The 26,049-nt window shown below is 66.6% G+C and carries 25 protein-coding genes; 22 read left to right on the top strand and 3 right to left on the bottom strand.

Translation table 11 applies throughout. From position 1 onward, the window contains the following. Positions 1–61 precede the first annotated feature (61 nt). Positions 62–1,324 (top strand): alpha/beta hydrolase, encoded by a 1,263-nt coding sequence (locus ACYVBN_RS07345; RefSeq protein ID WP_460599942.1) that lies wholly within the window; start codon positions 62–64, stop codon positions 1,322–1,324. A gap of 26 nt (positions 1,325–1,350) precedes the next feature. Beyond that, entirely contained in the window at positions 1,351–2,556 is a 1,206-nt protein-coding gene (locus ACYVBN_RS07350) for an alpha/beta hydrolase (protein ID WP_460599943.1), read from the top strand. Between the two features lie 15 nt (positions 2,557–2,571). Here ACYVBN_RS07350 and ACYVBN_RS07355 read toward each other — a convergent pair whose 3' ends face one another. Further along, positions 2,572–3,354: a hypothetical protein gene (locus ACYVBN_RS07355; RefSeq protein ID WP_460599944.1), complete on the bottom strand. Its 783-nt coding sequence runs from the start codon at positions 3,352–3,354 to the stop codon at positions 2,572–2,574. A 16-nt stretch (positions 3,355–3,370) separates the two neighbouring features. Beyond that, positions 3,371–3,610, bottom strand: coding sequence for a MoaD/ThiS family protein (locus tag ACYVBN_RS07360; RefSeq protein ID WP_460599945.1), 240 nt, complete (start codon positions 3,608–3,610; stop codon positions 3,371–3,373). Positions 3,611–3,697: 87 nt separating this feature from the next. On the opposite strand from ACYVBN_RS07360, the gene ACYVBN_RS07365 reads away from it, so the two are divergent. The 20 genes from ACYVBN_RS07365 to ACYVBN_RS07460 all read left to right on the top strand — a co-directional run bounded on the left by ACYVBN_RS07365 (position 3,698) and on the right by ACYVBN_RS07460 (position 25,205). Beyond that, a complete protein-coding gene (locus ACYVBN_RS07365; protein WP_460600831.1) occupies positions 3,698–4,402 on the top strand; it encodes a response regulator transcription factor in 705 nt (234 codons plus the stop codon). Positions 4,403–4,982: 580 nt separating this feature from the next. Beyond that, positions 4,983–5,165, top strand: coding sequence for a Flp family type IVb pilin (locus ACYVBN_RS07370; protein ID WP_460599946.1), 183 nt, complete (start codon positions 4,983–4,985; stop codon positions 5,163–5,165). A gap of 70 nt (positions 5,166–5,235) precedes the next feature. Next, a complete protein-coding gene (locus tag ACYVBN_RS07375; protein ID WP_460599947.1) occupies positions 5,236–5,427 on the top strand; it encodes a Flp family type IVb pilin in 192 nt (63 codons plus the stop codon). 114 nt (positions 5,428–5,541) lie between these two features. Continuing rightward, a complete protein-coding gene (locus tag ACYVBN_RS07380; protein WP_460599948.1) occupies positions 5,542–5,946 on the top strand; it encodes a TadE/TadG family type IV pilus assembly protein in 405 nt (134 codons plus the stop codon). Beyond that, positions 5,943–7,172, top strand: a complete 1,230-nt coding sequence (locus ACYVBN_RS07385; protein WP_460599949.1) for a TadE/TadG family type IV pilus assembly protein — start codon at positions 5,943–5,945, stop codon at positions 7,170–7,172. Before ACYVBN_RS07380 ends, ACYVBN_RS07385 begins: the two co-directional genes overlap by 4 nt. A 213-nt stretch (positions 7,173–7,385) precedes the next feature. Next, positions 7,386–8,024, top strand: a complete 639-nt coding sequence (locus tag ACYVBN_RS07390) for an RcpC/CpaB family pilus assembly protein (RefSeq protein ID WP_460599950.1) — start codon at positions 7,386–7,388, stop codon at positions 8,022–8,024. Beyond that, a complete protein-coding gene (locus ACYVBN_RS07395; RefSeq protein ID WP_460599951.1) occupies positions 8,021–9,187 on the top strand; it encodes an AAA family ATPase in 1,167 nt (388 codons plus the stop codon). The genes ACYVBN_RS07390 and ACYVBN_RS07395 overlap by 4 nt, the downstream gene beginning before the upstream one ends. Then, positions 9,184–10,563 (top strand): CpaF family protein, encoded by a 1,380-nt coding sequence (locus ACYVBN_RS07400; RefSeq protein WP_460599952.1) that lies wholly within the window; start codon positions 9,184–9,186, stop codon positions 10,561–10,563. Before ACYVBN_RS07395 ends, ACYVBN_RS07400 begins: the two co-directional genes overlap by 4 nt. 107 nt (positions 10,564–10,670) lie before the next feature. Further along, positions 10,671–12,521, top strand: a complete 1,851-nt coding sequence (locus ACYVBN_RS07405) for a type II secretion system F family protein (protein ID WP_460599953.1) — start codon at positions 10,671–10,673, stop codon at positions 12,519–12,521. 1 nt (position 12,522) lies between these two features. Further along, positions 12,523–13,434, top strand: a complete 912-nt coding sequence (locus ACYVBN_RS07410; protein ID WP_460599954.1) for a type II secretion system F family protein — start codon at positions 12,523–12,525, stop codon at positions 13,432–13,434. A 3-nt stretch (positions 13,435–13,437) separates the two neighbouring features. Then, positions 13,438–14,724: a glycosyltransferase family 87 protein gene (locus tag ACYVBN_RS07415; RefSeq protein WP_460599955.1), complete on the top strand. Its 1,287-nt coding sequence runs from the start codon at positions 13,438–13,440 to the stop codon at positions 14,722–14,724. Then, complete coding sequence (locus ACYVBN_RS07420) at positions 14,721–16,244, top strand: hypothetical protein (RefSeq protein WP_460599956.1); 1,524 nt, start codon at positions 14,721–14,723, stop codon at positions 16,242–16,244. The genes ACYVBN_RS07415 and ACYVBN_RS07420 overlap by 4 nt, the downstream gene beginning before the upstream one ends. Positions 16,245–16,315: 71 nt before the next feature. Next, on the top strand, positions 16,316–17,155 hold the full coding sequence (gene mshD / locus ACYVBN_RS07425; protein ID WP_460599957.1) for a mycothiol synthase: 840 nt from the start codon (positions 16,316–16,318) through the stop codon (positions 17,153–17,155). Between the two features lie 217 nt (positions 17,156–17,372). Next, positions 17,373–19,652, top strand: a complete 2,280-nt coding sequence (locus tag ACYVBN_RS07430) for an RNA degradosome polyphosphate kinase (protein ID WP_460599958.1) — start codon at positions 17,373–17,375, stop codon at positions 19,650–19,652. Further along, entirely contained in the window at positions 19,649–20,602 is a 954-nt protein-coding gene (locus ACYVBN_RS07435) for an NUDIX hydrolase (protein ID WP_460599959.1), read from the top strand. Before ACYVBN_RS07430 ends, ACYVBN_RS07435 begins: the two co-directional genes overlap by 4 nt. A gap of 163 nt (positions 20,603–20,765) precedes the next feature. After that, positions 20,766–21,893: a phosphate ABC transporter substrate-binding protein PstS gene (gene pstS, locus ACYVBN_RS07440; protein ID WP_460599960.1), complete on the top strand. Its 1,128-nt coding sequence runs from the start codon at positions 20,766–20,768 to the stop codon at positions 21,891–21,893. A gap of 121 nt (positions 21,894–22,014) precedes the next feature. After that, entirely contained in the window at positions 22,015–23,022 is a 1,008-nt protein-coding gene (gene pstC / locus ACYVBN_RS07445) for a PstC family ABC transporter permease (RefSeq protein ID WP_460599961.1), read from the top strand. Further along, positions 23,019–23,948 carry a PstA family ABC transporter permease gene (pstA, locus tag ACYVBN_RS07450; protein WP_460599962.1) on the top strand — a complete coding sequence of 310 codons (930 nt, stop codon included), beginning with the start codon at positions 23,019–23,021 and terminating at the stop codon, positions 23,946–23,948. The genes pstC and pstA overlap by 4 nt, the downstream gene beginning before the upstream one ends. Positions 23,949–23,985: 37 nt before the next feature. Then, entirely contained in the window at positions 23,986–24,762 is a 777-nt protein-coding gene (gene pstB, locus ACYVBN_RS07455) for a phosphate ABC transporter ATP-binding protein (protein WP_460599963.1), read from the top strand. Positions 24,763–24,920: 158 nt separating this feature from the next. After that, positions 24,921–25,205 (top strand): hypothetical protein, encoded by a 285-nt coding sequence (locus tag ACYVBN_RS07460; protein WP_460599964.1) that lies wholly within the window; start codon positions 24,921–24,923, stop codon positions 25,203–25,205. Between the two features lie 157 nt (positions 25,206–25,362). Here ACYVBN_RS07460 and ACYVBN_RS07465 read toward each other — a convergent pair whose 3' ends face one another. Further along, the gene (locus ACYVBN_RS07465; protein WP_460599965.1) at positions 25,363–26,007 is read right to left on the bottom strand and encodes a hypothetical protein; all 645 of its coding nucleotides are present in this window, start codon (positions 26,005–26,007) and stop codon (positions 25,363–25,365) included. Positions 26,008–26,049: the final 42 nt, after the last annotated feature.

Here is a 26,049-nt window from a genome sequence, read left to right on the forward strand (position 1 = left end):
AGCGGCACCGGGTAATCCTTGAAATAGCTTGTCCAGCAGGCATATTCGGAAGGGGGCGGCCGTGTCGCTTCTCGGCACACCCTTGTTGGTGGTCCTGGCCTGTCTGGCCGTCGGCATCCCGGTGGCCACCGTGCTGCTGTGGTCACGAGTGCGCGGCCCCTCGGTCGTGCGGGGCGGAGCACGGTTCGGACTGCTGCTGAGCGGACAGCTGGCGACCGTCGCGCTGGTCGCGGCGGTGGCGAACAACTACGGCCAGTTCTACACGTCCTGGGGCGATCTGCTGGGATCGTCGGCTCCCCCGCCCAAGATGTCGGTCTACGGGGCACCGGTCTCCACCACCGGCGGCGTCACGCACCATCGGGCCACGACCTCGGCGCAGCACCCGCTCGGCCCGGCGACCGGGAGCATGCAGGTCCTCGGTCCGACGACGTGGTCGACTCCATCCCAGTGGGCGACACGCGGAAAGGTCGTCCAGGTCACGATCAGCGGCCGCGGCTCCGGCCTGAGCATCCCCGCCTATGTCTACCTTCCGCCGCAGTACTTCACCGCCGCTGGTGCACACCGCCGCTTCCCCGCGGTCGAGGTGATGACCGGCTACCCGGGGTCGGCGCTGAACCTGGTGTCGCGGATGGACTACCCCGGCCTGGCGCTGAATCTGGTCCGGGCACACCGCGCACAGCCGATGGTCTATGTGATGTTCTCCTCCACCGTGGCCCCGCCGCGGGACACCGAGTGCACGGACGTGCCCGGTGGCCCGCAGGCCGAGACCTTCCTCGCCCACGAACTGCCCAGCGCAGTGGCACACGGCCTGCGGGTGCTGCCGACGGACTGGGGTGTCGTCGGTGACTCCACCGGCGGCTACTGCGCCGCCAAGCTGGCGATGCATCACCCGAACGTCTTCGCCGGCGGTGTGTCGCTGTCGGGCTACTACTACGCGCGCTCCGATGTCACCACCGGCGACCTGTGGGGCACGTCGCTCGCCGTCCGGCACCACAACGACCTGGAGTGGCTTCTGGCGCATCGCCCGGCGCCATCGGCCTCGCTGTTCGTGACGATCAGCAAGGCCGAGACGCGCAGCGACGGCTACCCGGACACGATGCGGTTCCTGCATCTGGTGAAGCCGCCGATGCACGTCACCGCGCTGATCGAGTCCAGCGGCGGCCACAACTTCCGCACCTGGGACCGCGAACTGCCCCGCGCGCTCGGCTGGCTGTCCGACCGCATCACCGGGCGGCCGGGGCCGGCGGATCAGCTGGCCACGCACGGCTCCGGCCCGTTGCAGGCAGCGGCCGACGGCCGGGCGCTCGGGGGCGTGCGCGGATGACCACCCGACACGGGAGTTGAGGTCCGGTGGGACCCACGTCCGCGCTGGTCGTCCTGGCGCTGTGTGCGGTGGCCGCCGGTGTCGTCGCCGCGGTGGTGGTGCTGTGGCGACGTCTGGCGCAGCCGGCGGGCCCGGGCGGTGTCGCAGTGCGGGCATTGAGCCAGCTGCTCGTCGTGCTGACCAGCGTGCTGGCCGTGGCGGCGATGCTGAACCGTCAGTACGACTTCTACACCACCTGGCCGGACCTGTTCCGTCAGCTGTCGGGGGCTTCTCCGGCCCAGGGGCGACAGTCACATGCCGGCGCGGCTCCGCACGCGGTCGCGGCGAGCGGCTCCGGTCGCGCCGGCCAGGATCTGGACCGGGCGGCCGACGCGAAGTATGCCGCGCTGCGCGACGCCACGCAGGCGAGCCTGTCCCTGCGGCCGCACCCGGGACCGAAGGGCCAGTTCGTGATCGTGCACGTCCCGGGTCTCGGCGGCACTGCGGGCACGGGGTTTCGCGCGGGCCGGGTGGTGATCTGGTTGCCGCCGTCATACACCGATCCGCGGCAGGCGAAGCGGACGTACCCGGTGATCGAGGCCTTCCACGGCGTACCGGGCGGGCCGCGCGACTGGCACCGGGTGGACCATCTGGACGAGGTGCTGGCCTCGGTGATGAGCAAGGGGGACATGGGACAGGCCGTCGTGGTGATGCCCGACTATGCGCCGAACGGCCTGGACACCGAATGCGTCGACGGCGGCGGCATACCGATGGAGACCTGGCTGACGAAGGGCGTGCCGCAGTGGACGATCAGTCACCTGCGCGTACGCGCCACGCCGAAGGCCTGGGCGACGATGGGATACAGCGCGGGCGGTTGGTGCGCAGCCGTGACCGGACTGCTGCATCCGCACCGCTATGCCGCAGACATTGTGATGGGCGGCTACTTCCGCCCGGAGTTCACCAACTGGCACCCGTTCGCACCGGGCCACACCCCGGCCCGCTACGACCTGCAGAGGTCGATCGCCCGCACACCCCCGGCGTCTGACGTGTGGATCCAGGTCGCCACCTCCGACCCGACCTCGGGACCGCAGAGCCAGCAGTTCGTCCGCTCCGCGCGGGCGCCACTGTCGGTCACCGCGTTCACCCAGCAGGACGTCGGACACCGCATCGCGGTCTACATGGCGATCCTTCCCCGCGCCCTGAGCTGGCTGGGTTCCACGCTTCCCGCGTTCGGCTCGGGTTCGCACCGCTGAGCCGGCTCGGGCCTCCTACCGGTTGATCAGCCACTGGGCGGCATACGCGAGCACACCGGTGCTGAGCACTGCGGCGATGCCGTAGGTGAGCCGGCCGGCCGGGTCGTCCGTGTCGAGCACTCGCAACACGCGTCGCACCGCGACACCGACGAATCCGGCGAGCAGACCGGTGAGCAACAGGACGTTCAGCGACAGATTCCCGTCGACGAGGCTGATGACCAGACCGGTGAGCACACCGAGGAGCACGCTGGCCGGCAGCGACCACTCCAGCGCGTGCCTGGCCGGGACGACGGCTTCGACCAGCAGGCCCAGCGCGGACGCCGACAGCGCCACGGCGACGGCGGCGTCGCCCTGATCGTACGACGCGGCACCCGCGGCGAACATGCCGCTGGCGAGCAGCACCAGGCCGAAGGAGCACCCTGCGAGCGAGGCGGTGAGCTCGGCGCGTCCGTCGGTGCGGACCAGCTGGTGCAGGAAGGCCAGGACCAGACCGACGGCGAGCACCACGCACAGCGCCTGCATCCCGTCTTCCTCACCGGAGAAGACCACGACTCCCGCCATACCGACGCTCGCCACGGCGAGCACCAGGCTGATGCCCGTCGGCCGGGGCAGCCCGAGCAGCAAGGGCCAGCCCCAGGAGAGGGCCAGTCCAGCGGCGAGTGCGGCGTATGCCGAGACGTCGCTGCCGGCATACGCGCCGAGGATCACCAGGGCGGCCGTCACCACACCGCCCGTCAGCGCGAGCGAACTCGTGGCGAGGCGGGAGGTGGGTGATTCGGTCAGGCTGGCTTCCGGCACGACCGGCATCCTCCCATCACCCACCGGCGAAGGGCGGCAGGACCTCGACCACCGACCCGGCGGGCAGTTCAACCGCGTCGTCCACGCGCCGTCCGTCCAGGAGGAACGACGCGACCTGCAGCACCGGTGCGAGCTTCGGGTGCACCTGCAGCGCCTCCTTGCGCAACGCGCCGAGGTCCGCGGCGGTGAGCCGCTCCTCATGAGTGCCCGCGGCCGCTTGTGCCGCGGCCCAGTAGCGCACCGTCACTTCATGCATGCGATCCTCCAGATCAACGTGTGTCGCTGGTCACCGCAGCGCCCGATCCAGGGTGCCGCGACCTGCTGGACAGTATTCTTGCAAGGTATGGCCCGCCTGTTGCTGCTGACCGATGCGCCCGGCGCGAGTGTCGAGGTGCTGCCGGCACTGGGGCTGCTGAGCCACCGCGTGCGCATCCTGTCGCCGGAACCGCAGGCATTGGTCGAGCCGCCCGAGTGCGATCTCGTGCTGCTCGACGCGCGCCGTGACCTCGCCGGAGCGCGTGGCTTGAGCCGGGTGTTGCGCACGAGCGGCCTGTCTGTGCCGCTGATCGCGATCTTCACCGAGGGTGGCCTGGCGGCCTTGACCGGGGAATGGCAGGTCGACGATGTCGTGCTGGACAGCGCGGGGCCCGCGGAGATCGATGCACGGCTGCGCTTCGCGATCAGCCGGGTCACCGAGGACGAGGACGAGGGTCCGACACGCATCACGGCCGGCGGGCTGGTCATCGACGAGGAGTCGTATGCCGCCAAGATCCACGGTGCGGCGCTGGACCTGACCTACAAGGAGTTCGAGCTGCTGAAGCACCTGGCGGCGCACCCGGGGCGGGTGTTCACCCGGGCACAATTGCTCCAAGAGGTCTGGGGTTACGACTATTTCGGCGGCACACGCACCGTCGACGTGCATGTGCGGCGGCTGCGCGCGAAGCTCGGCCCCGAGCACGAGTCGCTGATCGGGACGATCCGTAACGTCGGCTACCGCTTCGTCGGATCCTCCGGCGCGCGGCAGCCGGAGGAGTCATTGGTCGATTGACCTGGGCGCGGTCCCATGCCGCTGAATCCGTTGCGGCACAGCATGATTCGCTGTCGATGCCCCTCACTCGTGACGCTCGGCCGGTGACCGCACGCTGAGTTCCCGCCAGCTGCAACGCAATTCGACAGCGCGGTGCCCATATCTCGTCGTATGACGACGCACGATGCTTGCGCATGATGCCGTCCGACGCGGGCCGCGCAACGTGGCGAACAGGCAGACCCACTGACCAGGACATGCGCCGGCCGAGCTGGAGACGGGCCGCAAGCCCGGTGGTCGATAGCGGAGCGAACCACAGGGGCATCTTGCAACACTCTGCTTCTTTACCAAGTCTTGAAGAAAAATTTGCGAACTACTAGACGAGCCTTTACCGGAGGGTCTACCTTCAGAGCACTTGATCCACCGATCACAGTTCAGTTCCAGGGATACGCAACTAGCTCACGTCGTCATGCATCACTCCTGACCGGATCAAGTTCCCAATGGGGCCCGTCACAGGCGGACTCTTCGTCTCTCAGATTCACCTTTCCTTCATCACCCATGCCCCGGGGGCATCGAAGAATGCCCACCCGGAAGGAGATACCCCATGTCCAAAGCACTCGTCACCCTCCAGTCCCGCCTCCTCGCCGCCGTCGAGGGCAAGAAGGACCGCGGCGCCACCATGGTGGAGTACGGCCTGCTGGTCGCCTTCATCGCCATCATCGCACTGGTGGGTGTGAAGATCCTCGGCACCAACATCAACACCCTCTTCAGCGGCATCACCTTCTGACCCGCCGGCTCCAGGGCCAAACCAGCTTCGGCCCTGGAGCCGCGGATCGTCGCACTTCCAAGGAGGACACATGAGCCGTCCACTGATTCGATTTCAGGCATACCTTTCCACCATCGCCCGACGCGATGACCGCGAACGGGGCGCCACCATGGTCGAATACGGAATGCTGCTCGCATTCATTGCAATGATCGCAATTGTCGGAGTGAAGTCACTTGGCACCACCGTCGAGGCCGCCTTCACTCGTTTCGCCGGCGCCATCTAAATTATCACCGCAGGCCCCCGGTTGTCGTTCCAACAGCACAGCCGAATCACCCGACTCACCCCATCTTGATTCGACCGCAATCCTCGGCTGCGCAATGTACGAGGGGAGGCTGCAATGAACCGGAATAGATGCTCCAGAAATCCCGAACGCGGTGCCTCTATCGTCGAGTTCGCAATTGTGCTGCCGCTCCTGCTGCTCCTGATCGGCGGCATGGTCGACTTCGGCCGGCTCTTCTACACCGAAGTCATGCTCACCAACGCCGCCCGGGAGGGCACTCGTGCCGCGATGTACGGCAACTCGCCGACGACTCGGGCTACCGCGGCTCTGTCGGGCAAAGTCTCCAGCGCCACCGTCGGCCCAACTCAGGTCTGCGCGCCCGGTGCCACGACAGGAACAGCCAGTGTGACGGTGAGCGTCCCCTTCCAGTGGACCCTGCTCAAGCCGGCCATGGCCCTTTTCGGCGGATCGATTGCGGATCCCACCCTGACCGGAAAGGCAACCATGCAATGCGGCGGTTGAGACTCTTCCTGGCTGGTCGTCGGTCCGATGGCGAGCGCGGCGCGGTCCTCGTCCTGACCGCGTGCCTGACGATGTTCGTCGCCATCGGCCTGCTCGCCCTCACCGTGGACATCGGCAACATCACTTACAACCGCGCCCAGTTGCAGAACGGCTCGGACGCGGCGTCGCTCGCCCTTGCTGCCGCCTGCGCGCAGCCATCCGCGAGCGGCTCGCAGTGTGGGGTCACCTCGTCGCTGACTGACCTGGCGGTCAAGAACGCCAACGTCAGCGACCAGTCGATGAGCATCCTTGCCGACAACCGAACCTGCATCGGCGGCGCTACCTACACCGCCACGACGACGCTCCTTCCTTGCCCGATCGACCCGTCGACCGCAGATCCGAAGTCGCTGAGCAGTTGCCAGCCGTGGCCACTGAGCATCCCGTCGAGCAAGGTCTCATATGTCGAGGTCACCACTCAGACCAAGATGAAGAACGAGAGCAAGATTCTTCCCTTCTACTTCGGGCAGCTTCTGGGCGGTTCCGCCGGATCCACTCAGGTGACGTGTTCTCGTGCAGCGTGGGGCCCGGCGGGCAGCACGGGACTGACCTTCCCCCTCACCATGGGAATGTGCGACTGGAATCGCGCGACGGCGTCGGGAACGAAATATGCACCCGCGCCGCCGTATACCCCGGGACCAAGTCTCAAAAATCCAACACCGGCGGTGCCGATCAACGTCCAGGCATATGCCATCGGCATCTACTCGCATGCCGACGATGTCAACCGATGCTCCGACTCTTCAACTGGTGGCCTGCCGAACGGTGGTTTCGCATTCCTCACCCCAGGCTCCAACTGTGTTGTCACCATTTCGTCCGGTGGCTGGATCTCCAGTGACACCGGAGCCTCTGTGCCGAAGAACGGCTGCCCGGACATCCTGCAGAACTACCTCGGCAAGGTCGTCTCGATCCCGGTATTCGACAACTTTACCGGAACCGGCTCCAACGGCCAGTACCACATCGCTGGGATCGCATCGTTCTACCTCGCCGGCTGGGACAACATCCCTGCGATAAACCCCAGCAAGACCACCTCGGTCTACAAAGAACCCAACTCCGTATGCACCGGCAAGTGCAACGGGTCGACCACGTACTTCTGGGGCTGGTTCACCACCTCTCTCCAACCCGTCGCCAACGCCACCATCGATCCCTCCGGCAACGACTTGGGAAACCACGTCGTCGTGTCGGCCGGCTGACACAGAAAGCGCGTACCCATGAAACGCAGGATCACCGCAGTCGCCCTCGCGCTCATCTTGGCCGTTGTCGGCTTCGGGCTCGTCTTCAGCTACGTCCATGGCGCGGACGCTCGGGCTGTCGAGTCACAGCATCCGGTCACCGCTTTCGTCGTCAAGAAGCTCGTCCCGGCCGGTACCTCGCTGGAGCAGGCACAGAGTCAAGGCCTGATCACGATGACGAAAGTGGCGCCGAGCGGCCGGCCGGCTGGCGTGCTGAGTGCCGTCGATGCGAGCAACCAGTCGCTGGTCGCGACCACCGACATCCAACCCGGTGAGTTCGTGATGAGCGCCCGTTTCGGCACCAGCCCGGTAAGCCAGAAGGCGATTGGTGTTCCTAGCGGAAAGGTTGCGATCTCGGTGCAACTCACCGACCCACAACGCGTCGGCGAGTTCATCACTCCGGGATCGCACATCGCAATCTACGCGACCCACGGTCTCAAAGAACTGGGTGTCAGCGAGCAGGCCAAGGCGTTCAATCAACTTGATTTCAAGGGCACTCATGTCGTGCTCGCGGATGTCGAAGTGATCGCCTTCGGCAGCAAACCACTCCAGAAGCCGAGCCCCGAGCAGTCATCCGCCGACGGCAAAGACAGCAACGGCACAACCAGCACGGCCAGCACGGCCAGCACCGACGCCTCCTATCTGGTCACTGTCGCGGTGGACCCGTCCGACTCGGTGCGCCTGGTACACGCCGCCAACGACTACGTCCTCTACGCCGGCCTGCTCGGTTCGGGCACCAAGGTCAGTCCGAGTGGCGAGGCCGATGACGGCAACGTCTTCGGTGGCAAATCCGTGATGGGCGGTGCGAAATGACCGTTCTTTGGAACCCTGCACGAGGGGCGCTGGAAACCTACGCGATGGCGCTCGGCGACGACGTCACTGTGGTCGCACACGCGGCAGCCGTGCCCCGGGAGATCACCGCAAACGGTCACCACCTGGTGGTGATCGGACCAGAGGTCCCGGCCGAAAGCGCATATGAACTGGCCGAGCAACTACGGGTCGAAAGCCCCGGGGCCGGCGTAGTGCTGCTTCGGCACCGGCTCGAGGTGGCCGTGCTTGCCCAGGCGTTGCGCAGTGGCGTTCGTGACGTGGTGCAGGCCGACGATCAGGGGGCTTTGGTCGAGGCGGTCCGACGCAGTGAATCGCTGAGCGCTCAACTGGGCGCTGCCGTCGGTGATCAGGGCACGGCAGGCCATGTCGTCACGGTGTTCTCCGCCAAGGGTGGGGTCGGCAAGACAACCCTTTCGGTCAACACGGCGGCTTACCTTGCGGTGACGGGCGCCAAGGTCCTGCTGGTCGATTTGGACCTCATGTTCGGTGACGTCGGGATCTGCCTGCAACTGCCGCCGACAACCTCGATCATGGATCTCGTGCCCATGACGGGTCACTTGGACGCGCAGGGTCTGGCATCCGTCGTCGAGACCCATGAGGCCACCAATGTGGATGTGCTTGTCGCGCCACACGATCCGGCCGACGCCGACCGCATCCCGGCCGACTTGGTGACCGAGCTCATTCGGCTGGCGCGCACCCGTTATGACTATGTGGTCCTGGACATGCCACCGTCGATGCCCGAGCACGTGCTGGGCGCCTTCGACCTGAGCGACCTGCTCGTGCTGGTGTCCACCCTCGACATTCCGGCGGTGAAGAACCTACGGCTCGCGATCAACACCCTCGACACACTCGGCGCATCCCAGCAGAACCGTTTGCTGGTGCTCAACCGTGCGGATCTGAAGGTCGGGCTGTCGGCGAAGGATGTGGAGGCGACCGTCGGTTATCCCGTCAGTGTCGGTCTGCCCAACACCATGAGTGTGCCGGCTGCGTCCAATCGAGGAGTCGTGCTCGCGGTGGACGACCCGAAGGATCACTTCGCCGCGGCGTTGCGCGAATTCGTGGACCACACAGTCCGTCCCCACTTCGGTGAGGAGCCGACTCGCGCCGGGAGTCGGCGGGTCCATCGGCTGAGGAGGACGAAATGACCAATCTCGCAGCTCGTATCGACCTTGCCCGCCAGGCACAGAACGGTATCCCTTCGACCCCAGCGCCGCCCCCCGCCCCCGGAGCGCGGCATCGACGTAGCCGCGACGCCTTCGCTCCTGTCAAGGACCGCGTGCATCAGGCACTCCTGGAACTCCTCGGACCGCGGCTGTACGACCCGAACCTGCCCGAGGCCGAGCTCGCGGTGCAGGTCCGGACGACGCTCCAAAGTGTCATCGACGCCGAGCAGACCCCGTTGTCACATGCCGATCGGACCCGGATCGCCCAGGAGATCTCCGACGACATCCTCGGGCACGGCCCGCTCGAGCCGTACCTGCGCGACGCCGACATCACCGAGATCATGGTGAACGGCCCGTCGGACATTTTCGTGGAGCGCGGCGGCAGGCTTTACCCCGTCGAGGCCCAGTTCACCGACGACGCGCATCTGCGTCGCACGATCGACAAGATCGTCTCGCGGGTCGGCCGGCGGGTCGACGAGTCCAGCCCGATGGTCGATGCGCGACTTCCGGACGGCTCGCGTGTCAACGCAGTGGTCCCACCGATTGCCTTGGACGGTTCGCTACTCACCATTCGTAAATTCGCAGCAGATCCCTTCACCGACAAGGACCTCATCGCCTTCGGCACCATGAATGAAGCAGTCAGGGACTTCCTGCGCATGTGCGTGCTGGGTCGACGCAACATCGTGATTTCCGGGGGAACCGGCTCCGGGAAGACCACGACGCTCAATGTGCTCAGCGGATTTGTCCCTGAGGACGAGCGCATCGTGACCATCGAGGATGCCGCCGAGCTGCAGCTCCATCAGGACCACGTGCTGCGGATGGAAGCCCGGCCGCCCAACATCGAAGGTCGAGGGCAGATCGCCATCCGCGAACTGGTCCGCAACTCATTGCGCATGCGGCCCGACCGAATCATCGTCGGAGAGGTACGCGACGGTGCGGCCCTCGACATGCTGCAGGCGATGAACACCGGTCACGACGGATCCTTGACGACGGTGCACGCCAACAGCCCGCGCGACTCTCTCTCCCGGTTGGAAACCATGGTGCTGATGGCGGGCGTGGACCTACCCGTCCGTGCAATCCGCGAGCAGGTTTCCAGCGCCGTTGATCTCATCGTGCAACAGACCCGATTGAAGGACGGCAGTCGCCGCATCGTCGCCATCACCGAGGTTGTCGGCATGGAATCGGGGATCATCACACTCCAGGATCTCTTCACCTTCGACTACGCCGCCGGCCGTGACGAGCAAGGGCGTTTCCGCGGCCAGATCGTGCCCACCGGCATACGACCGAAGCTGGTCCAAGAACTCTCCGACCACGGCGTCGAAGTGCCGATCCAGCTGTTCACGCAGGTGCCACTGTGAAGGCTATGAGCAGGGCCGTGTTCTTGGGAGCCCTCGTCACGGTCCTTTCCGTCGGATGGGCACCATCCTCGCGTGCTGACAGCAGCCCGGCCGTAACCATCGGGGACTTGAAAGCTACGAACGACGGCTACCAAGGCGTGCTCACCTTTCGGGCGAAGCAGGTCGTGCCGATCGACCCGCAGTCGGTGACTGCCACTGTTGACGGCAAGTCAGTGCCCATCACCGTGCAGGGAACGAGTCACCTGCAGCGCATTGCACTCCTCGTGATCGACACGAGCGGTTCCATGGGCAACAAGGGCATGCAGACGGTCCGTCAGGCGACCGCCGTCTACCTCAAGGACGTGCCATCCGACGTGAAGGTCGGTGTGCTGCGCTTCGCTTCCTCCACAGCACTCGTTCTGAAGCCCACGACCAACCGGGGGGCAGTTCAGAAGGCCGTCAATGGGCTGACTGCAGGGGGAAATACGGCGCTCTACGCCGCAGTGCGGCAGGCGACCGAGGTGCTGGGCACCACCGGAGACCGCAGCATTGTGCTGCTGAGCGACGGGGCCGACACCGAGAGCAAACAACCGGTCAAGGATCTCGCCACCGACACGACCGCTTTGAAGACACGGGGTATCCGGGTTGACGTCGTGCGCTTCAACAACCGCGACAAGGTTGCCGAGCAGGCTCTCGCGCAGTTCGCGGATTCGGGCGGTGGCTCGGACGTCCTCGCGACCGATGGTGCCGGAGTCGCCGGGGCATTCCAGGCATCGGCCAAGGCGCTCAACTCGCAGGCCCAGTTCGCGGTCGTTCCGCCCACATCTCTTACCGGCGATCACCAGCTCACGATCACCGGGAAGGCGGCCGGTGAGCCGTTCACCATCTCCCATCCGATCAGCTTTGCTTCTGCGGCGCCAGCGAAATCGGTCACGGCGTCGGTCAGCCCAGCGCCGGCCAAGCAGGCACCACAGTCGTCGATGGCACCAGCCACCGAAGGCCGCACATGGTTGCCGTGGTTCGGCGGCGGTCTGCTGTCCTTGGCAGTATTCCTGTTCGTCTACTCGGTGATCGCTCCATCCATTCGCACCCGTCGGGAACGGCGTATCGAGACGATCCAGTCTTATGTGGATGCGGCGCGTCATAAGAAGAGGGTTGTTCACGACCGCACTCCGTCCGCGCTTCGGGAAAGAATCGCCGAACTCGGTGAGCGCATCATGAGCAAACGGCGTTCGAGCGCAGACACACTTCGTTTGCTGGAGCGTGCTGACCTGCCGATTCGAGTGGGCGAATGGCTCGCGCTGCGGGTGGTCGCCGTTGTTCTCGGGGCAGGTGTCGGGGCGACGCTGCTGGGCAACCCCGTGGTGGGTCTGGTGGCCGGTGGTCTGCTCGGATTCGGCGCGCCCATAGGCTTCCTGCGGTTCAAGGCGGCTCGGCGTACGAAGGCCTTCGAGAAGCAATTGCCACAACTCCTCACGCTGACCGCGACTAGTCTGCGCAGTGGATTCGGCTTGCCGCAGGCACTCGATGCTGTCGCCCGAGACGCCGCCGAACCTGCGAGCAAGGAACTTTCCAGAGCGCTTGCCCAGGTAAGGATCGGCTCCGACCTCGCCGAGGCGCTGGACGAAGTCGCTGTGCGGATGGGCACGCAGAGCCTCCATATGACAGTCATGGCGATCCGCATCCAACGGCAGGTGGGTGGCAACTTGGCGGAGACCTTGGATACGACCGCTCACACACTGCGCGAGCGAGAGTCACTCCGTGGCCAAGTGGCGGCGCTGTCGGCCGAGGGACGACTTTCTGCCTGGATTCTGATCGCGATGCCCGTGTCGATCTTCTTCTACATGATGGCGGTTGCCAATTCTTACGTCGCGATGCTGTGGACGACGACCATCGGGCTGTTGATGCTGACCGGCACCATCGTGTTGATGGTCATCGGCGTCTTCTGGATGCGCAAGACCGTGCAGATCGAGGTATGAAATGACCGCTGTTTACACCGGCGCAGGACTCATTGCCATTGCGATCGTGATCGGCGTGGTGCTGGTGACCCGCTCGTCCGACGACTCGCAGACCGTTGCTCGGTCCCTGGCTCTCATCGGCGGCGCACCGGCAAGCGACTCGAAGATCTCTCCTCAGTCGGCGAGTCTCACTGACCGCATCTTCACTCTGACCTCTGTGTTTGCCCGGCGCCTCAGCCCCGCCTCGGCCGTCAGCCGATTGGAACGCAGCCTGGATCGCGCGGGTCGTCCCGCTCCGTGGAGCGTCGAAAGAGTCATGGGCGCCAAAGGCGCCAGCGGCATTGTCGGCGGCGTGGTTGGTCTACTACTCGGGAACGGCCTGAGCCTCAGTGGGCTGGTGCTCGCAGTGGCGTTGGCCGCCGTCTTCTTCTACGGACCGGATCTGTTGCTGTACAACACCGGACTCCGACGCCAAGAGAAGATCATGCGCGGCTTCGCCGAAGCGCTCGACATGCTGACCATCTGCGTGGAAGCCGGACAAGGTTTCGATGCAGCACTGTTGGAAGTGGCTCGAAACGCAAACGGCCCGATCGCCGGCGAGTTGGCTCGAATGACGGCAGAGATCCAGATCGGCACCTCGCGTGCCGAGGCATTTCGCGCGCTCGGTGTCCGTGTCAACCAAGCGGAAGTCAAGAGCTTCGTGACAGCCATCGCACAGGCCGATCAGCTGGGCATTCCCATCGCCTCGGTGTTACGTGAGCAGACAGCGGCCATGCGTGTCTCCCGCCGGCAGCGAGCCGAAGCCCAGGCTCAGAAGGTCACGGTCAAAATCCTGTTCCCATTGATGTTCTGCATCTTTCCTTCACTCCTTGTTGTGATCATGGGTCCGGCCATCATCCGCATCGCCCAGACGTTCTCTCGTAATGGAATCTGAAGGATGGGCGCTCGATTCATCAGCCGTTCGGACGATCTCCTGACCCGAGCGAGACTGCGGGTCTACCCCAGCGTCGTGCTCGTGATGTTCGTCCTGTTCTGGACACTCCAGGTCGTCACCTCTCCGCGTAGTTTGTTGCCCGACTTCCGGGCACGCTGGACGGCCGGCGTCATGGTGGTCGATGGGCGCACGGCTGACCTCTACGACCCTGTCGTGCAGTCCGTCGTGCAGCGCTCACACGGTGCGACGAGCCTGTCGTGGTTTGTCTCCCCTCCGCCAATTGCCGTGGCGTTCGCTCCATTCGGTGCGCTCTCCTACCCGATCGCCGCGCTGCTCTGGACCGCCATCTCCATCGTCGGATTGACCCTCATCGCCGTGCTGCTGCGCCCCTACTGGAACAAGCGGTGGGGACCGTATTGGTGTGTCGTGCTCATCGCAGTCGCGACGCAGCCCGTGCTCGAACTCGTGGGCAGCGGACAAGACTCCTGGCTCGTCCTGCTAGCGGGCGTGTCAGCTGTGCGGCTACTTCATGCACGCCACGAGTTGCTGGCCGGCGCTGTGCTCTCGGTCGGCGTCATTGCCAAACCACAGCTGATGCTGGCGGCGGTAGTGCTGGCGCTTGTTTATGCGGGCCTGCGAGTCATCGTGGGAATCGTCGCCGGGGTCGTTTGCCTCGTGCTGCCGTCTTTGTCTGTCCTCGGCCCTGACATGTGGGTCTCGTGGATACATGCGATCACTTCGCCGACCTACGATGACTACGTCACGCTCGGCCAGGCGCACAAGTCCGCATCGTTGCAGGGCTTCTTCACGGCGCTCGCCCCAGCCACGCTCACCAAGCCCGTTGCCGACGTCGGGTTGGTTGCCGGCATCCTGCTGTTCGTGCTCTGGTCCGTGTGGCTGATCCGTTGCCGTCCCACGCAGTGGATCGCGCTGTCGACCGGAGCGTGCGTCACCGTGCTCGCAGCGCCGCACGCCATGGTGTACGACCTGACCATAGTGTTGCCCGCCATCGCTGCCGCGGTCGCGCACGAGCGAAGCCCCGGTGTACGGGTGGCAGCGGCTCTTGGCTTCATCACGGTCTGGCTCGGTCCACTCTTGTCGTTCTTGCGATCTACTCCCTGGCCACTGTCTGCTCTGTCCGCGCAATGGGCGGTTCTTATCCCCTTGGGGGTGACGATCAGGTTGATGACCCGTGGGCAGCGGCCTGTCGAAGGGCACTCGCTCGGAATCGTCCCGTGGAGGAGCACGCGTCGCTTGCGGGAGCTCTCCGCAGGCGGGCGGGGCACGTGACAGTGCCCGCCCCGAAACCGGTCGAACCCGCGGTCCATCGTCCTGCAACGCAGCGCGCCGCCGGTGGCGACGTAGACATCCGACACCGCCGTTCGAGCCGAGCAGGACCTGGCCGCAGTCGCGCAGTAGCGCGTGGCGCGTGGCAATTCGACGACTTCGCGCTGCGCCTGGGCTATCTGGTGATCTTCGCCTTGGCTTGTTTGGCGCCGGCGCAGCAGGACACATTCTGGCTCCTGCGGGCAGGACGCGACTTCTGGCACACCGGCCACGTTCAGTTCCAGGACCATTACACCTACACGGCTGAGGGGCGGTACTGGCCGAACCATGAGTGGCTGTGGGAGGTCCTCGCGTACGTCGTCCACGCCACCGGCGGAATGCCGCTGCTGACACTCGTTGATGCGATCCTCTTCACGGCCGCAGTGTTCGTCGCGGCGCGATTGAGCGAGCGCCGCGGATACGGCCGCTTCGTCGTCGTGATGACCGCGATCCCGCTGCTGGTCGGCGACGCATCGCAGCGGCCGCAGATCACCTCGCTGTTCCTATTTTCGCTCACGCTCCTGCTCGTCGCGCGGGAGCGGTACGCCCTCCTGGTCCCGTTGTTCCTGCTGTGGGCGAACCTGCACGCCGGCGTCGCGAGCGGTGGTTTCGTTCTCGTCGCTGCCAGCCTCGTCTCCCTCTGCCACGCGGTGGCGATCCGTACTGCGGAGAGCCGGCGACGGGCCCGGCGGGTCATCACGGCAACCGCATGCGCGGGCGCGATCACCCTGATCAACCCCATGGGGATCGGGCTATGGACCTATGTCATCGACTCCCACGCACGCTCGAAACGGAATCAGGTCCAGGAGTGGGTCTCGCCCTTCCACCAGCTCAGGCTTGATTCGATCTGCTTCTTCATAGTTGTCGCCATCGCGATTGTCGTGGCGTGCCGACGTTGGAGACGGCTCGACTCCTGGGCGGTGGTCGTGCCCGCAGTCTCGGCTCTCGTGTTGCTCCCCCTCGCACTCGACGCTGTCCGCAACATCGCCCTGGTCGAGTTGGCGCTGATGTCGCCCCTCATCGAACTGATCGCGGCCGGGACACATCGGTCCAGCAGCACCATCGCACGTCCGCGGACAGCACTCGCGATCGTCACGGTCGCCTCTGCCTCCCTTATCGTGCTCGCCTGGGCGGCACCTGCCAGCCGACTCGGATGGAAGCCGATGAACCCTGCCGATATGGCCCAGCTGACCCGATGCCCCGGGCGCGTCTACACCAGCTACGGGACAGGCGGCGACGTCGAGTGGTTCACGCCCGATGTCAAGACGTTCGTGGACAGCCGTCAGGATCCGTTCCCACCCACGCTGCTGGACACGGCTCGGTCCATCGATCTGAGCGGCCGGTTCGAAAGCACCTTCGCGCGCTACCGGATCCAATGCGCGGTCGTGCTCAAAGGCACTCCCATCGCCGAGGCCCTCGGCAAAGCGGGTTGGCGAGTGGGTAAAGGCACCGCGAACACAGTTGTCTATCTCCGGTCGCAGTGATCCAACGCAGCTTCGTCCTGGTTTGCCCTGCTTCGAACCGACGCACTTGAGCGATGCGGCACGATAACGGGGTGACTGCTGCAGCGGAACTCCTGGCCATCGCGGATCGCGCCACATCATACGACGCGGTCGAGCCCTTCTCCGAGCAGACGCGGCTGGCGTTGCGGCATACGGAGCCGCAGCACGTGGTGCGCACCGACGGAGTCGTGACCGCCGGTGCGTATGTCGCCGACGACGGCGCCGTGGAGCTGGTCGTCGATCCGAACCATCGCCGCGCCGGACTGGGTGGCCGCGTCGTGCGCGACGTGCTCGCCGAGCGTCAACATGCGCGCTTCTGGGCCCACGGCGACCTGCCGGCCGCGCAGGCCCTCGCAGCGTCGGCGCGCATGACGGTCGTGCGCAACCTGTGGCAGATGGGTCGAGCAACCGATGGCTCACCATCCATCGAATCACCCGCCGTGCCAAGGGGGTTCACCGCGCGGACCTTCCGGACGGGTGACGAGGAGGCGTGGCTCGACCTCAACCGGCGGGCGTTCGATTACCACCCCGAGCAGGGCCGCATGACACGACAGGACCTCGACGAGCGCATGGCCGAGCCCTGGTGGGATCCGGCCGGACTGATTCTCGTCTTCGACGACGCGACCGGTGAGCTTGCAGCCTCACACTGGACGAAGATCGAGCCAGACGCCCCGCAGAACGGCGAGGTGTATGTCGTCGCGGTCGATCCCGGGCATCAGGGGCATGGGCTCGGCCGGGTCGTCACCGCCCTCGGGCTCGCGCATCTGCAGGATCGCGGCGTCCGGCACATCGACCTGTATGTCGAAGGGGACAACGCCGCGGCAGTGGCGACATACATGCGGTTGGGCTTCGAGCGGACCGGCGTGGATGTCATGTATGCCGTGACGCGCTGACGCGAGGCTTGAGCCGCGGGGCTTGGTCTCGATACACCGCTCGTTCCTCGCGGCACTCGACCAGCATGTGCTTCCCGGCACCCGACCAGCGGGGCTTGGTCTCGATACACCGCTCGTCCCTCGCGGCACTCGACCAGCGTGCTGCGCTCCCCCGGCACTCGACCCGCGTGCTGCGCTCCCCCGGCACTCGACCTGCGTTGCGTGGGAAGATAAGCGCATGAATTCGGAGCCGACGACCAGCGCAGCAGAGGACCCGGTGACGCAGACGACGGCCAGCGATGCGTCGTTGGTGCGCCTGCAGACTCGCGCGGCACAGCGCTCGCGCGGCGAGAACGGCCGCTTCATCCGGGTGGCGCCCGAGCTGGACGCTACTGTCGACGAGGAGCTGCCGGCCGATCGTTTCCTGGACCGTGAGATCTCCTGGCTGCAGTTCAACGAGCGCGTGCTCCAACTGGCCGCCGACCCGCTGGTGCCGCTGCTGGAACGCACCCGCTTCCTGGCGATCTTCGCCAGCAACCTGGACGAATTCTTCATGGTGCGCGTCGCCGGCCTCAAACGCCGCATCGCCACCGGTCTCGCCGTGCGCTCCGCCTCCGGCCTGGAGCCGCGCGAAGTGCTCGACGAGATCAGCAAGGCCGCGCACGAGCTGATGCAGGTGCACGCCAAGATGTTCCAGCAGCACATCCGCCCCGCACTGGGCGACGTCGGCATCCGGATCGTCCGCCCGGGCGAGTGGACCGAGGACGACAGGGCCCACCTCAACAAGCTGTTCCGCAACCGCATCTACCCGGTGCTGACCCCGCTGGCCGTCGACCCGGCCCACCCATTCCCCTACATCTCCGGGTTGTCGCTCAACCTGGCCGTCGTGCTCATCAACCCCAAGACCGGCCGCGAGCACTTCGCCCGCGTCAAGGTGCCGCCGTTGCTGCCGCGGCTGATGGCCCTGCCGGCCGCCGAGGACGAGGACGAGCTGTATGACGCCCGGTTCGTGGCGATCGAGGACGTCATGGCCGAACACCTGCAATACCTCTTCCCCGGCATGGAGGTCCGCGAGCACTTCACCTTCCGGGTCACCCGCAACGAGGACCTCGAGGTCGAGGAGGACGACGCCGAGAACCTCCTGACCGCACTGGAGAAGGAGCTGACCCGGCGCCGCTTCGGGCCGCCGGTGCGGCTCGAGGTCGCCGACGACATGGACGACCACGTCATGGACCTGCTGGTTCGTGAGCTGAACGTGCGTGACGACGAGGTCTACCGGCTGCCCGAGCCGCTCGACCTGCGCGGGCTGAACATCATTGCGGACCTTGACCGTTCGGAGTTGCGCTGGCCGCCGTTCCTGGCCAAGCCGCACCCCGACCTGGCCCCCGTCGAACGCTCCGCCCAGTCCGACGTCATGGCGGCGGTGCGCGCGGGCGACATACTCCTGCACCACCCCTACGACTCGTTCTCCACGTCCGTGGTGGCGTTCATCGAGCAGGCCGCGAACGACCCTCACGTGCTGGCGATCAAGCAGACCCTCTACCGCACCAGCGGTGACTCCCCCATCATCGACTCGTTGATCGACGCCGCCGAGTCCGGCAAGCAGGTGCTCGCCGTGGTCGAGATCAAGGCCCGCTTCGACGAGGAGAACAACATCACCTGGGCGCGCAAGCTCGAGCGCGCCGGGGTGCACGTCGTCTACGGCATGGTCGGCCTCAAGACCCACGCCAAACTGTGCCTGGTGGTCCGCGAGGAAAACGGTGAGATGAAGCGCTACGCGCACGTCGGCACCGGCAACTACAACCCCAAAACCGCTCGCCTCTATGAAGATCTGGGTCTGCTGACCTGCGACCGCGAGGTGGGCGAGGATCTCTCCCGGCTGTTCAACCAGCTGTCGGGTATGGCGCCGCGCAGCAAGTTCAAGCGACTGCTCGTCGCGCCCCGATCCGTGCGCTCCGGGTTGCTGGAGAAGATTCACCGGGTCACCGACGCCGCCCGCGAGGGCAGGACCGCGCGGGTCCAGCTCAAGGTCAACTCGCTGGTCGACGAGGAGATCATCGATGCCTGCTACCGCGCCTCGATGGCCGGCGCCGACGTGGACATCTGGGTCCGCGGCATCTGCTCGCTGCGACCGGGTGTCCCGGGCCTGTCCGAGAACATCCGCGTCCGCTCCATCCTCGGCCGCTTCCTGGAGCACTCGCGCGTGTTCCGCTTCGTCATCGAAGGGGCCGACGGGCCGGAGGAGGACATCGTCTACATCGGCAGCGCCGACATGATGCACCGCAACCTCGATCGCCGGGTCGAGGCGCTGGTGCGCATCACCGATCCCAAGCACATCGCGACGCTGGCCGCATTGCTCGACGAGGGGATGTCGGACGAGACCTCGTCCTGGCACCTGCACGGGGATGCCCGCTGGGAGCGGCACAACCTCGCGCCCGACGGCACCCCGTTGCGGGACCTGCAGTCCGACCTGGTGGCCACCTACGCCAAGCGCAAGCGCAAGGCCCGCCGCCGGTGACGGCGCGCACCGCCGCGCTGCGAACCGGCACCGTCCCCGCGGCGGGCGCGGTCCTGTGGCGCCGCGACGGCGACCAACTGCAGGTCGCCCTCGTGCACCGGCCGAAGTACGACGACTGGTCCTGGGCCAAGGGCAAGCTGGACCCCGGCGAGACCTGGGCTGCTGCCGCTGCGCGAGAAGTGTTGGAGGAGACCGGCTTTCGACCGCGGCTCGGCATACCGCTCCCCCGGTCCGTCTACTCGATGCAGCGCGGGAAGCTCAAGGAGATCCGCTACTGGGCCGCCGAGGTGATCAGCGGCAGCGGCGACCTGGAGAACGAGATCGACGAGGTCGCCTGGCTGACGCCGGCACAGGCCCAGACCCGCTTCAGCTACGTGCGCGATGCGATGCAGCTGCAGGCCGTGGTCGAGGCCGACCGTGCCGGCACCTTACAGACCTGGCCGCTGGTCGTGGTCCGGCACGCCGACTCCGTGGCCCGCAAGCAGTGGGACAGGGAGGACCCGTTGCGGCCGCTGGACCGCGGCGGCCGCGAACAGGCCCAATCCCTGGTGCCGGTGCTGGCGGCATACGGGATCGAGCGGGTGATCACCTCGCCCTCCGCACGATGCTTCACCACCGTCCAGCCGTATGCCGCCGCGGCAGGCATCCGGCTGCGCACCAAACCCGGATTGTCCGAGGAGATCTTCGCCAAGGACCCGACCCGGGCCGCCCGCAACATCGAGCGGTTGCTGGAACGCGCCGAACCCTCGGCGCTGTGCACGCACCGGCCGGTGCTGCCCACGGTGCTCGGCCGGCTGCGGGACGCCACCGCGCCGGACAGCGAGGTGCACGAGATCCTCGCGGTCGCGGCCGACGACGGCATGGCCAAGGGCGAGGCGCTGGTGTGCCAGCTGGTCGGCTCCGGGGCCGACGCCCGGGTGCTCAGCGTCGAGCGCCATACGCCCGCCTGACCTGCTGCTCGCCCGCGCTGCGCCGGACCCTCATCAACGCGTCGTGACTCGTTCACCCGGCGTTCACCACCGGGGTGGTAACCGGTCACCCGGCTTCCCTACCGTCACGGTTGACCGGCCGACGTGGCCGATCCATCAGTTTCTTTGTGGGAAGGCAGTTCTCTTGAAGATCACGCGCATCGGCCAGTTTTCCGGCCTCGCAGTCGCAGCAGCCCTCGCGCTCACGGCCTGCGGCAGCGCCTCCAACTCCGACTCCAGCAGCTCGAGCTCCCCGCAGGCCAATGCGGCGGGCGGCGGCGCGGCCGCGGTCGCCTCCAGCGACACCACCTGCTTCTCCGGCAGCCTCTCCGCGGAAGGATCCACCGCCCAGCAGAACGCGATCACCCAGGCGATTTCGAGCTACCAGAGCAAGTGCAACGGCGCGAAGATCACCTACAACGGCACCGGCTCGGGGGCGGGCATCACCAAGTTCATCGCCAAGCAGGTCGATTTCGCCGGCTCCGACTCGGCACTCAACCCCGACAAGGGTGAGCCGGCCAAGGCCGCCAAGGCGTGCAACTCCACTGCGCTGGACATCCCGATGGTGACCGGCCCGATCGCCGTCTCCTACAACCTCAAGGGTGTCGGCAAGCTGAACCTCACCCCGCAGCTGATCGCCAAGATCTTCGCCGGCAAGATCACCACCTGGAACGACCCGGCCATCAAGACCGCCAACAAGGGCGCGGCCCTGCCCGCCACGAAGATCTCGGTGTTCTTCCGCTCCGACTCCTCCGGCACCACCGACAACTTCACCAACTACCTGAACACCGTCGACCCGGCGGACTGGCCGCACAAGCACGACAAGTCGTGGAAGGGATCGGTCGGCCAGGGCAAGGCCAAGACCGCCGGCGTCGCCAGCGCCGTGAAGGCCACCGACGGCGGCATCGGGTATGTCGAGTGGGGTTACGCCATCCAGAACAAGCTGGACATGGCCACCGTGGACGGTGTCGCGCTGACTGCGGACTCCGCGGGCAAGGCGGTCGAAGCGGCCACGATCGTCGGCACCGGCAACGACCTGTCGCTGAAGATCGACTACAAGACCAAGGCGCAGGGTGCCTACCCGATCATCCTGGTGACCTATGAGGTCGTCTGCTCCAAGTACGCCGACCCGACCACCGCCAAGAACGTCAAGTCGTTCCTGGGCTACATGGCCTCCCCGGAGTTCCAGCAGCAGCTGACCGGGGTCGGTGCGGCCCCGCTGCCGACGCCGATCCGGTCCAAGGTCGTCGAGTCGATCAATTCGATCAGCTGAGCCTCGTGACAAGCTTGCGGGGGCGTCGGCGAACGGCGCCCCCGCCGGCGCCCGTCGACCTGCCCGCCATACCGCATCATCCCCGCGGCGCACCGCGCGCCGCGACGTTCACGGAGACCGCATGACTGCATCGACCGGCGCCTCGCTCGCCGACGAGTTGCCCGACCCCGACGGGCGTCCACCGCTGCGCGGTGACGGAGCAAGCACCGGCCGACGCGGCGATCGCATCTTCGGCGGCGCCGCGACCGGCAGCGGCGTGCTGGTCATCGCGATCGTGGTGCTGGTCGCGATCTTCCTGCTCTTCCAGGCGGTTCCGGCGATCGGCGAGGACAAGGTCAACTTCCTCACCGCCCGTCAGTGGGAGGTCTCGGCGGCGAAGTTCGGCATCGTGCAGATGCTGTGGACCACGGTGGCCACGTCCGTGGTGGCGCTGGCCATCGCCGTGCCGTTCTCGATCGCGATCGCGCTCTTCCTCACCCACTACGCGCCCCGGTGGCTGGCCGGGGCCGCTGCGGCGCTCATCGACCTGCTGGCCGCCGTGCCGTCCATCGTCTACGGCCTGTGGGGCTATTTCATCGTGGCCCCGAAGTACGAGCACCTGCAGAACTGGATCTCCGACACCTTCGGCTGGTTCCCGCTCTTCGGCAAAGTGCCCGGCATCGGCGGCGGTACGACGATCTTCCTGGCGGGCATCGTGCTGGCCATCATGGTCCTGCCGATCGTGACGGCGCTGACCCGCGAGGTGTTCGCCCAGGCTCCGCTCGCGCATCGTGAAGCCGCGCTGGCGCTGGGTGCCACCAAGTGGGAGATGATCCGCACGGCGGTGCTGCCGTTCGGCAAGACCGGCATCATCAGCGCCACCATGCTGGGGCTCGGCCGGGCGCTCGGGGAGACGGTCGCGGTCCTCTACATCCTGTCGTCACTGCCCAACGGCACGAAGTGGACCTGGTCCCTCTTCAACGGCGGCGACACCTTCGCCTCCAAGATCGCGGGCGGTGCCGCGGAGTTCACCCCGGGCATCGGCACCGGCGCGTATGTCGCGGCCGGCCTGGTGCTGTTCGTGCTGACCTTCGTGGTCAACGCATTGGCGCGCATCGTGATCGAACGTCAGAAGGCCTTCACCGAATGAGCATGGATCTGAAGGAGATGGCCCGGTCCGAGACGCCGCTCAGTGGCCTCGGGCCGAGCAAGTCCGGCCTCCGGGCCGTCAAGAACAACCTCGCCACGGTCGTCATCTGGGCTGCGTTCCTGGTCGCCCTCGTCCCGCTGGCCTGGATCCTGTGGACGGTGCTGTCGCGCGGGCTGAGCACCATGCTGGAGGTCACGTGGTGGCAGAAGGACCAGTCGGGCGTCGGTGCACCAGGCTTCGACCACAACGTCCGCGGCGCACGTCATGCGATCATCGGCACGCTGCTGATCGCTCTCGGCACGTCGGTGATCGCCATACCGATCGCCGTCATGACCGCGATCTACCTGGTCGAGTACGGCAGGGGCGCGATCGCCCGGACGATCAGCTTCATGGTCGACATCCTGTCGGGCGTGCCGTCGATCGTGGCCGGTCTGTTCATCTACGCCATCTGGGTGACCTTCTTCGGGTGGCAGCTGGGCGGTTTCTGCTCGTCGCTGGCGCTGGTGCTGCTGATGGTGCCGGTCGTCTGCCGCTCCACCGAGGAGATGCTCAAGCTGGTCCCGAACGAGCTGCGTGAGGCGTCATACGCACTGGGTGTGCCGAAGTGGAAGACGATCGTGCGTGTGGTGCTGCCGACGTCGTTCTCCGGGATCGTGACCGGCTCGCTGCTGGGCTTCGCGCGGGTCGCGGGCGAGACCGCGCCATTGCTGATCCTGGCGCAGTACTCGCAGTTCCTGAACCAGAACCTCTTCTCCGGCAACATCGCGGCGCTGCCGACACTGATCAACACCAACCTGCCGAACATGGCCGGCGACCAGGTGAGCGCCGACCGGGTCTGGGGTGCCGCCTGCACCTTGATCCTGCTCGTGCTGGTCATCAACGTGATCGGTCGGGTCATCGGCCACTTCACCAAGGTCAAGGGCTGAGCCGCTCCGCGGCCCCCGGAACAAGGAAAGTCACTTCATGGGCAAGCGCATCGACGTCAAGGACCTCAGCGTCTACTACGGCGACTTCAAGGCGGTCGAAGGCGTCACGATGACCGTCGAACCACGCTCGGTCACCGCCTTCATCGGACCGTCCGGCTGCGGGAAGTCCACCTTCTTGCGGACGCTGAACCGTATGCACGAGGTCACCCCGGGTGGCCGCGTCGAGGGCAAGGTCATGCTCGACGACGAGGACCTGTATGCCGCCTCGGTCGACCCGGTCGCGGTCCGCCGCACGGTCGGCATGGTCTTCCAGCGGCCGAACCCCTTCCCCACCATGTCGATCCGCGACAACGTGATCGCCGGCCTGCGGCTCAACGGGGTGAAGAACAAGAAGCTGCTGGACCAGAAGGTCGAGGAGTCGCTGGTCGGGGCGAACCTGTGGAACGAGGTCAAGGACCGGCTGAACAAGCCCGGGGCCGGGTTGTCCGGCGGTCAGCAGCAGCGGCTGTGCATCGCCCGGGCGATCGCGGTGGAGCCGCAGGTGCTGCTGATGGATGAGCCGTGCTCGGCGCTCGACCCGATCTCCACGCTGGCCATCGAGGATCTGATGACGCAGTTGAAGGAGCAGTTCACCATCGTCATCGTCACGCACAACATGCAGCAGGCGGCGCGTGTGTCGGACCGGACGGCATTCTTCAATCTCGAGGCCACCGGCAAGCCGGGCAACCTGATCGAGATGGACGACACGCAGCAGATCTTCAACAACCCGGCCAAGAAGGCCACCGAGGACTACATCTCCGGCCGTTTCGGCTGAGTGGTCCCAGCGCACCACTGACCGAGAGGAGTATCCCCTGACCGAGGGGAGTACGGATCCGACCTGGATCGGTACTCCCCTCGGTCGTTCGGTGCTCCTCTCGGTCGGTGACCGGGCTCCTTTCGCCCGATTCGGCTTGGTCCGGCATGATCTACCCCGTGGGGAAGGACAAGGAGAGCCGTCGGCCGCTCTTTCGCGGCCGCAAGGGCAACACTCTGCAGGTCAGCGACTCGCACGGGCACCAGTCCACGACCGAGCTGGTGCCGCTGGAGGACGACCTCACCAAGGAGGACGGCAACTTCGCGTTCGGCTACTGCACGAGCTGCGACTGGACCGGCCGCGCCCGCCGGTCGCGGGACAAGGCCCGCCAGGAGGCCCGCGAGCACCGTGCAGCGTGTGCCGGCCAGGGCAAGGTCATGCTCGGCGCGACCGACCACCGCTGAGCCGTTTCGCCGAAGTGATCCCGCGGGGCATGGAACAAGTCCGGCCCGGACGCCGTTAGGCTTCATGGTGCGCCGGACCGCGGCAGCCCCGGGTCCCAAAATTAGCCGCTACGAGCGGCCGTGCGCCGTGAGGCGCTCCCGGTCCGGCGCACCCACCTCAGTCGAGATCACCGCGTCGCCACGCCGCGGCGCAGCGCTCCAGATCCTTGGCCGTGTCGAGCAACGCCGCCGCACTGCGAGTGGCGGCACTGGCCGAGCGTTCGTCATACCCGTCGTGCTCGTCGGCGCGATGGGCCCGCCCGACCGAGATGATCCGGCAGAACGCCGCGGCCCGCTCGAGCGCCACCGCCAGGTCGCCGTCGAAGACACCGGTGAGTATGGCGTCCACCAGCGCACGCAGGCCGTCCGGTGACGGCGGCTCCGCCGCACCGGCGATCACGTGCTGCACGTCCGCGCGGTGCCGGCCGAGTTCGTAGTCGGCGGCGGCGCCGACGGAGTCGCGACGCACCGACTCGTGGATGGCGTAGAGCCGCCACAGCGCACCCGGCAGGCTGACCGCCGGGCGTCCGGCCCACAGTTCGGCAACGGTCGCCATACCGAGCTCGTCGACCAGCCGCACCAGCCGCCCGGTCAGCTCCGGGTCGTCGGCAGCACGTCCCCTGCCGACCAGCACCGCGGCGGTCTCGTGCGCGATCTCGGAGACCTCCGCGGGATCGACGCCGCTGGAGCCCTGTGCGTCCAGCGCGCCGGGACTGAACATCGCCGGGCGCCTGGGTCTGCGCGGCTCGTCCCCGTCAGCCATGAAGAGTTCTCTCGGTCATCACCGTCCACCGTAAACGACGCG

The sequence above is a fragment of the Flexivirga lutea genome (assembly GCF_054778955.1).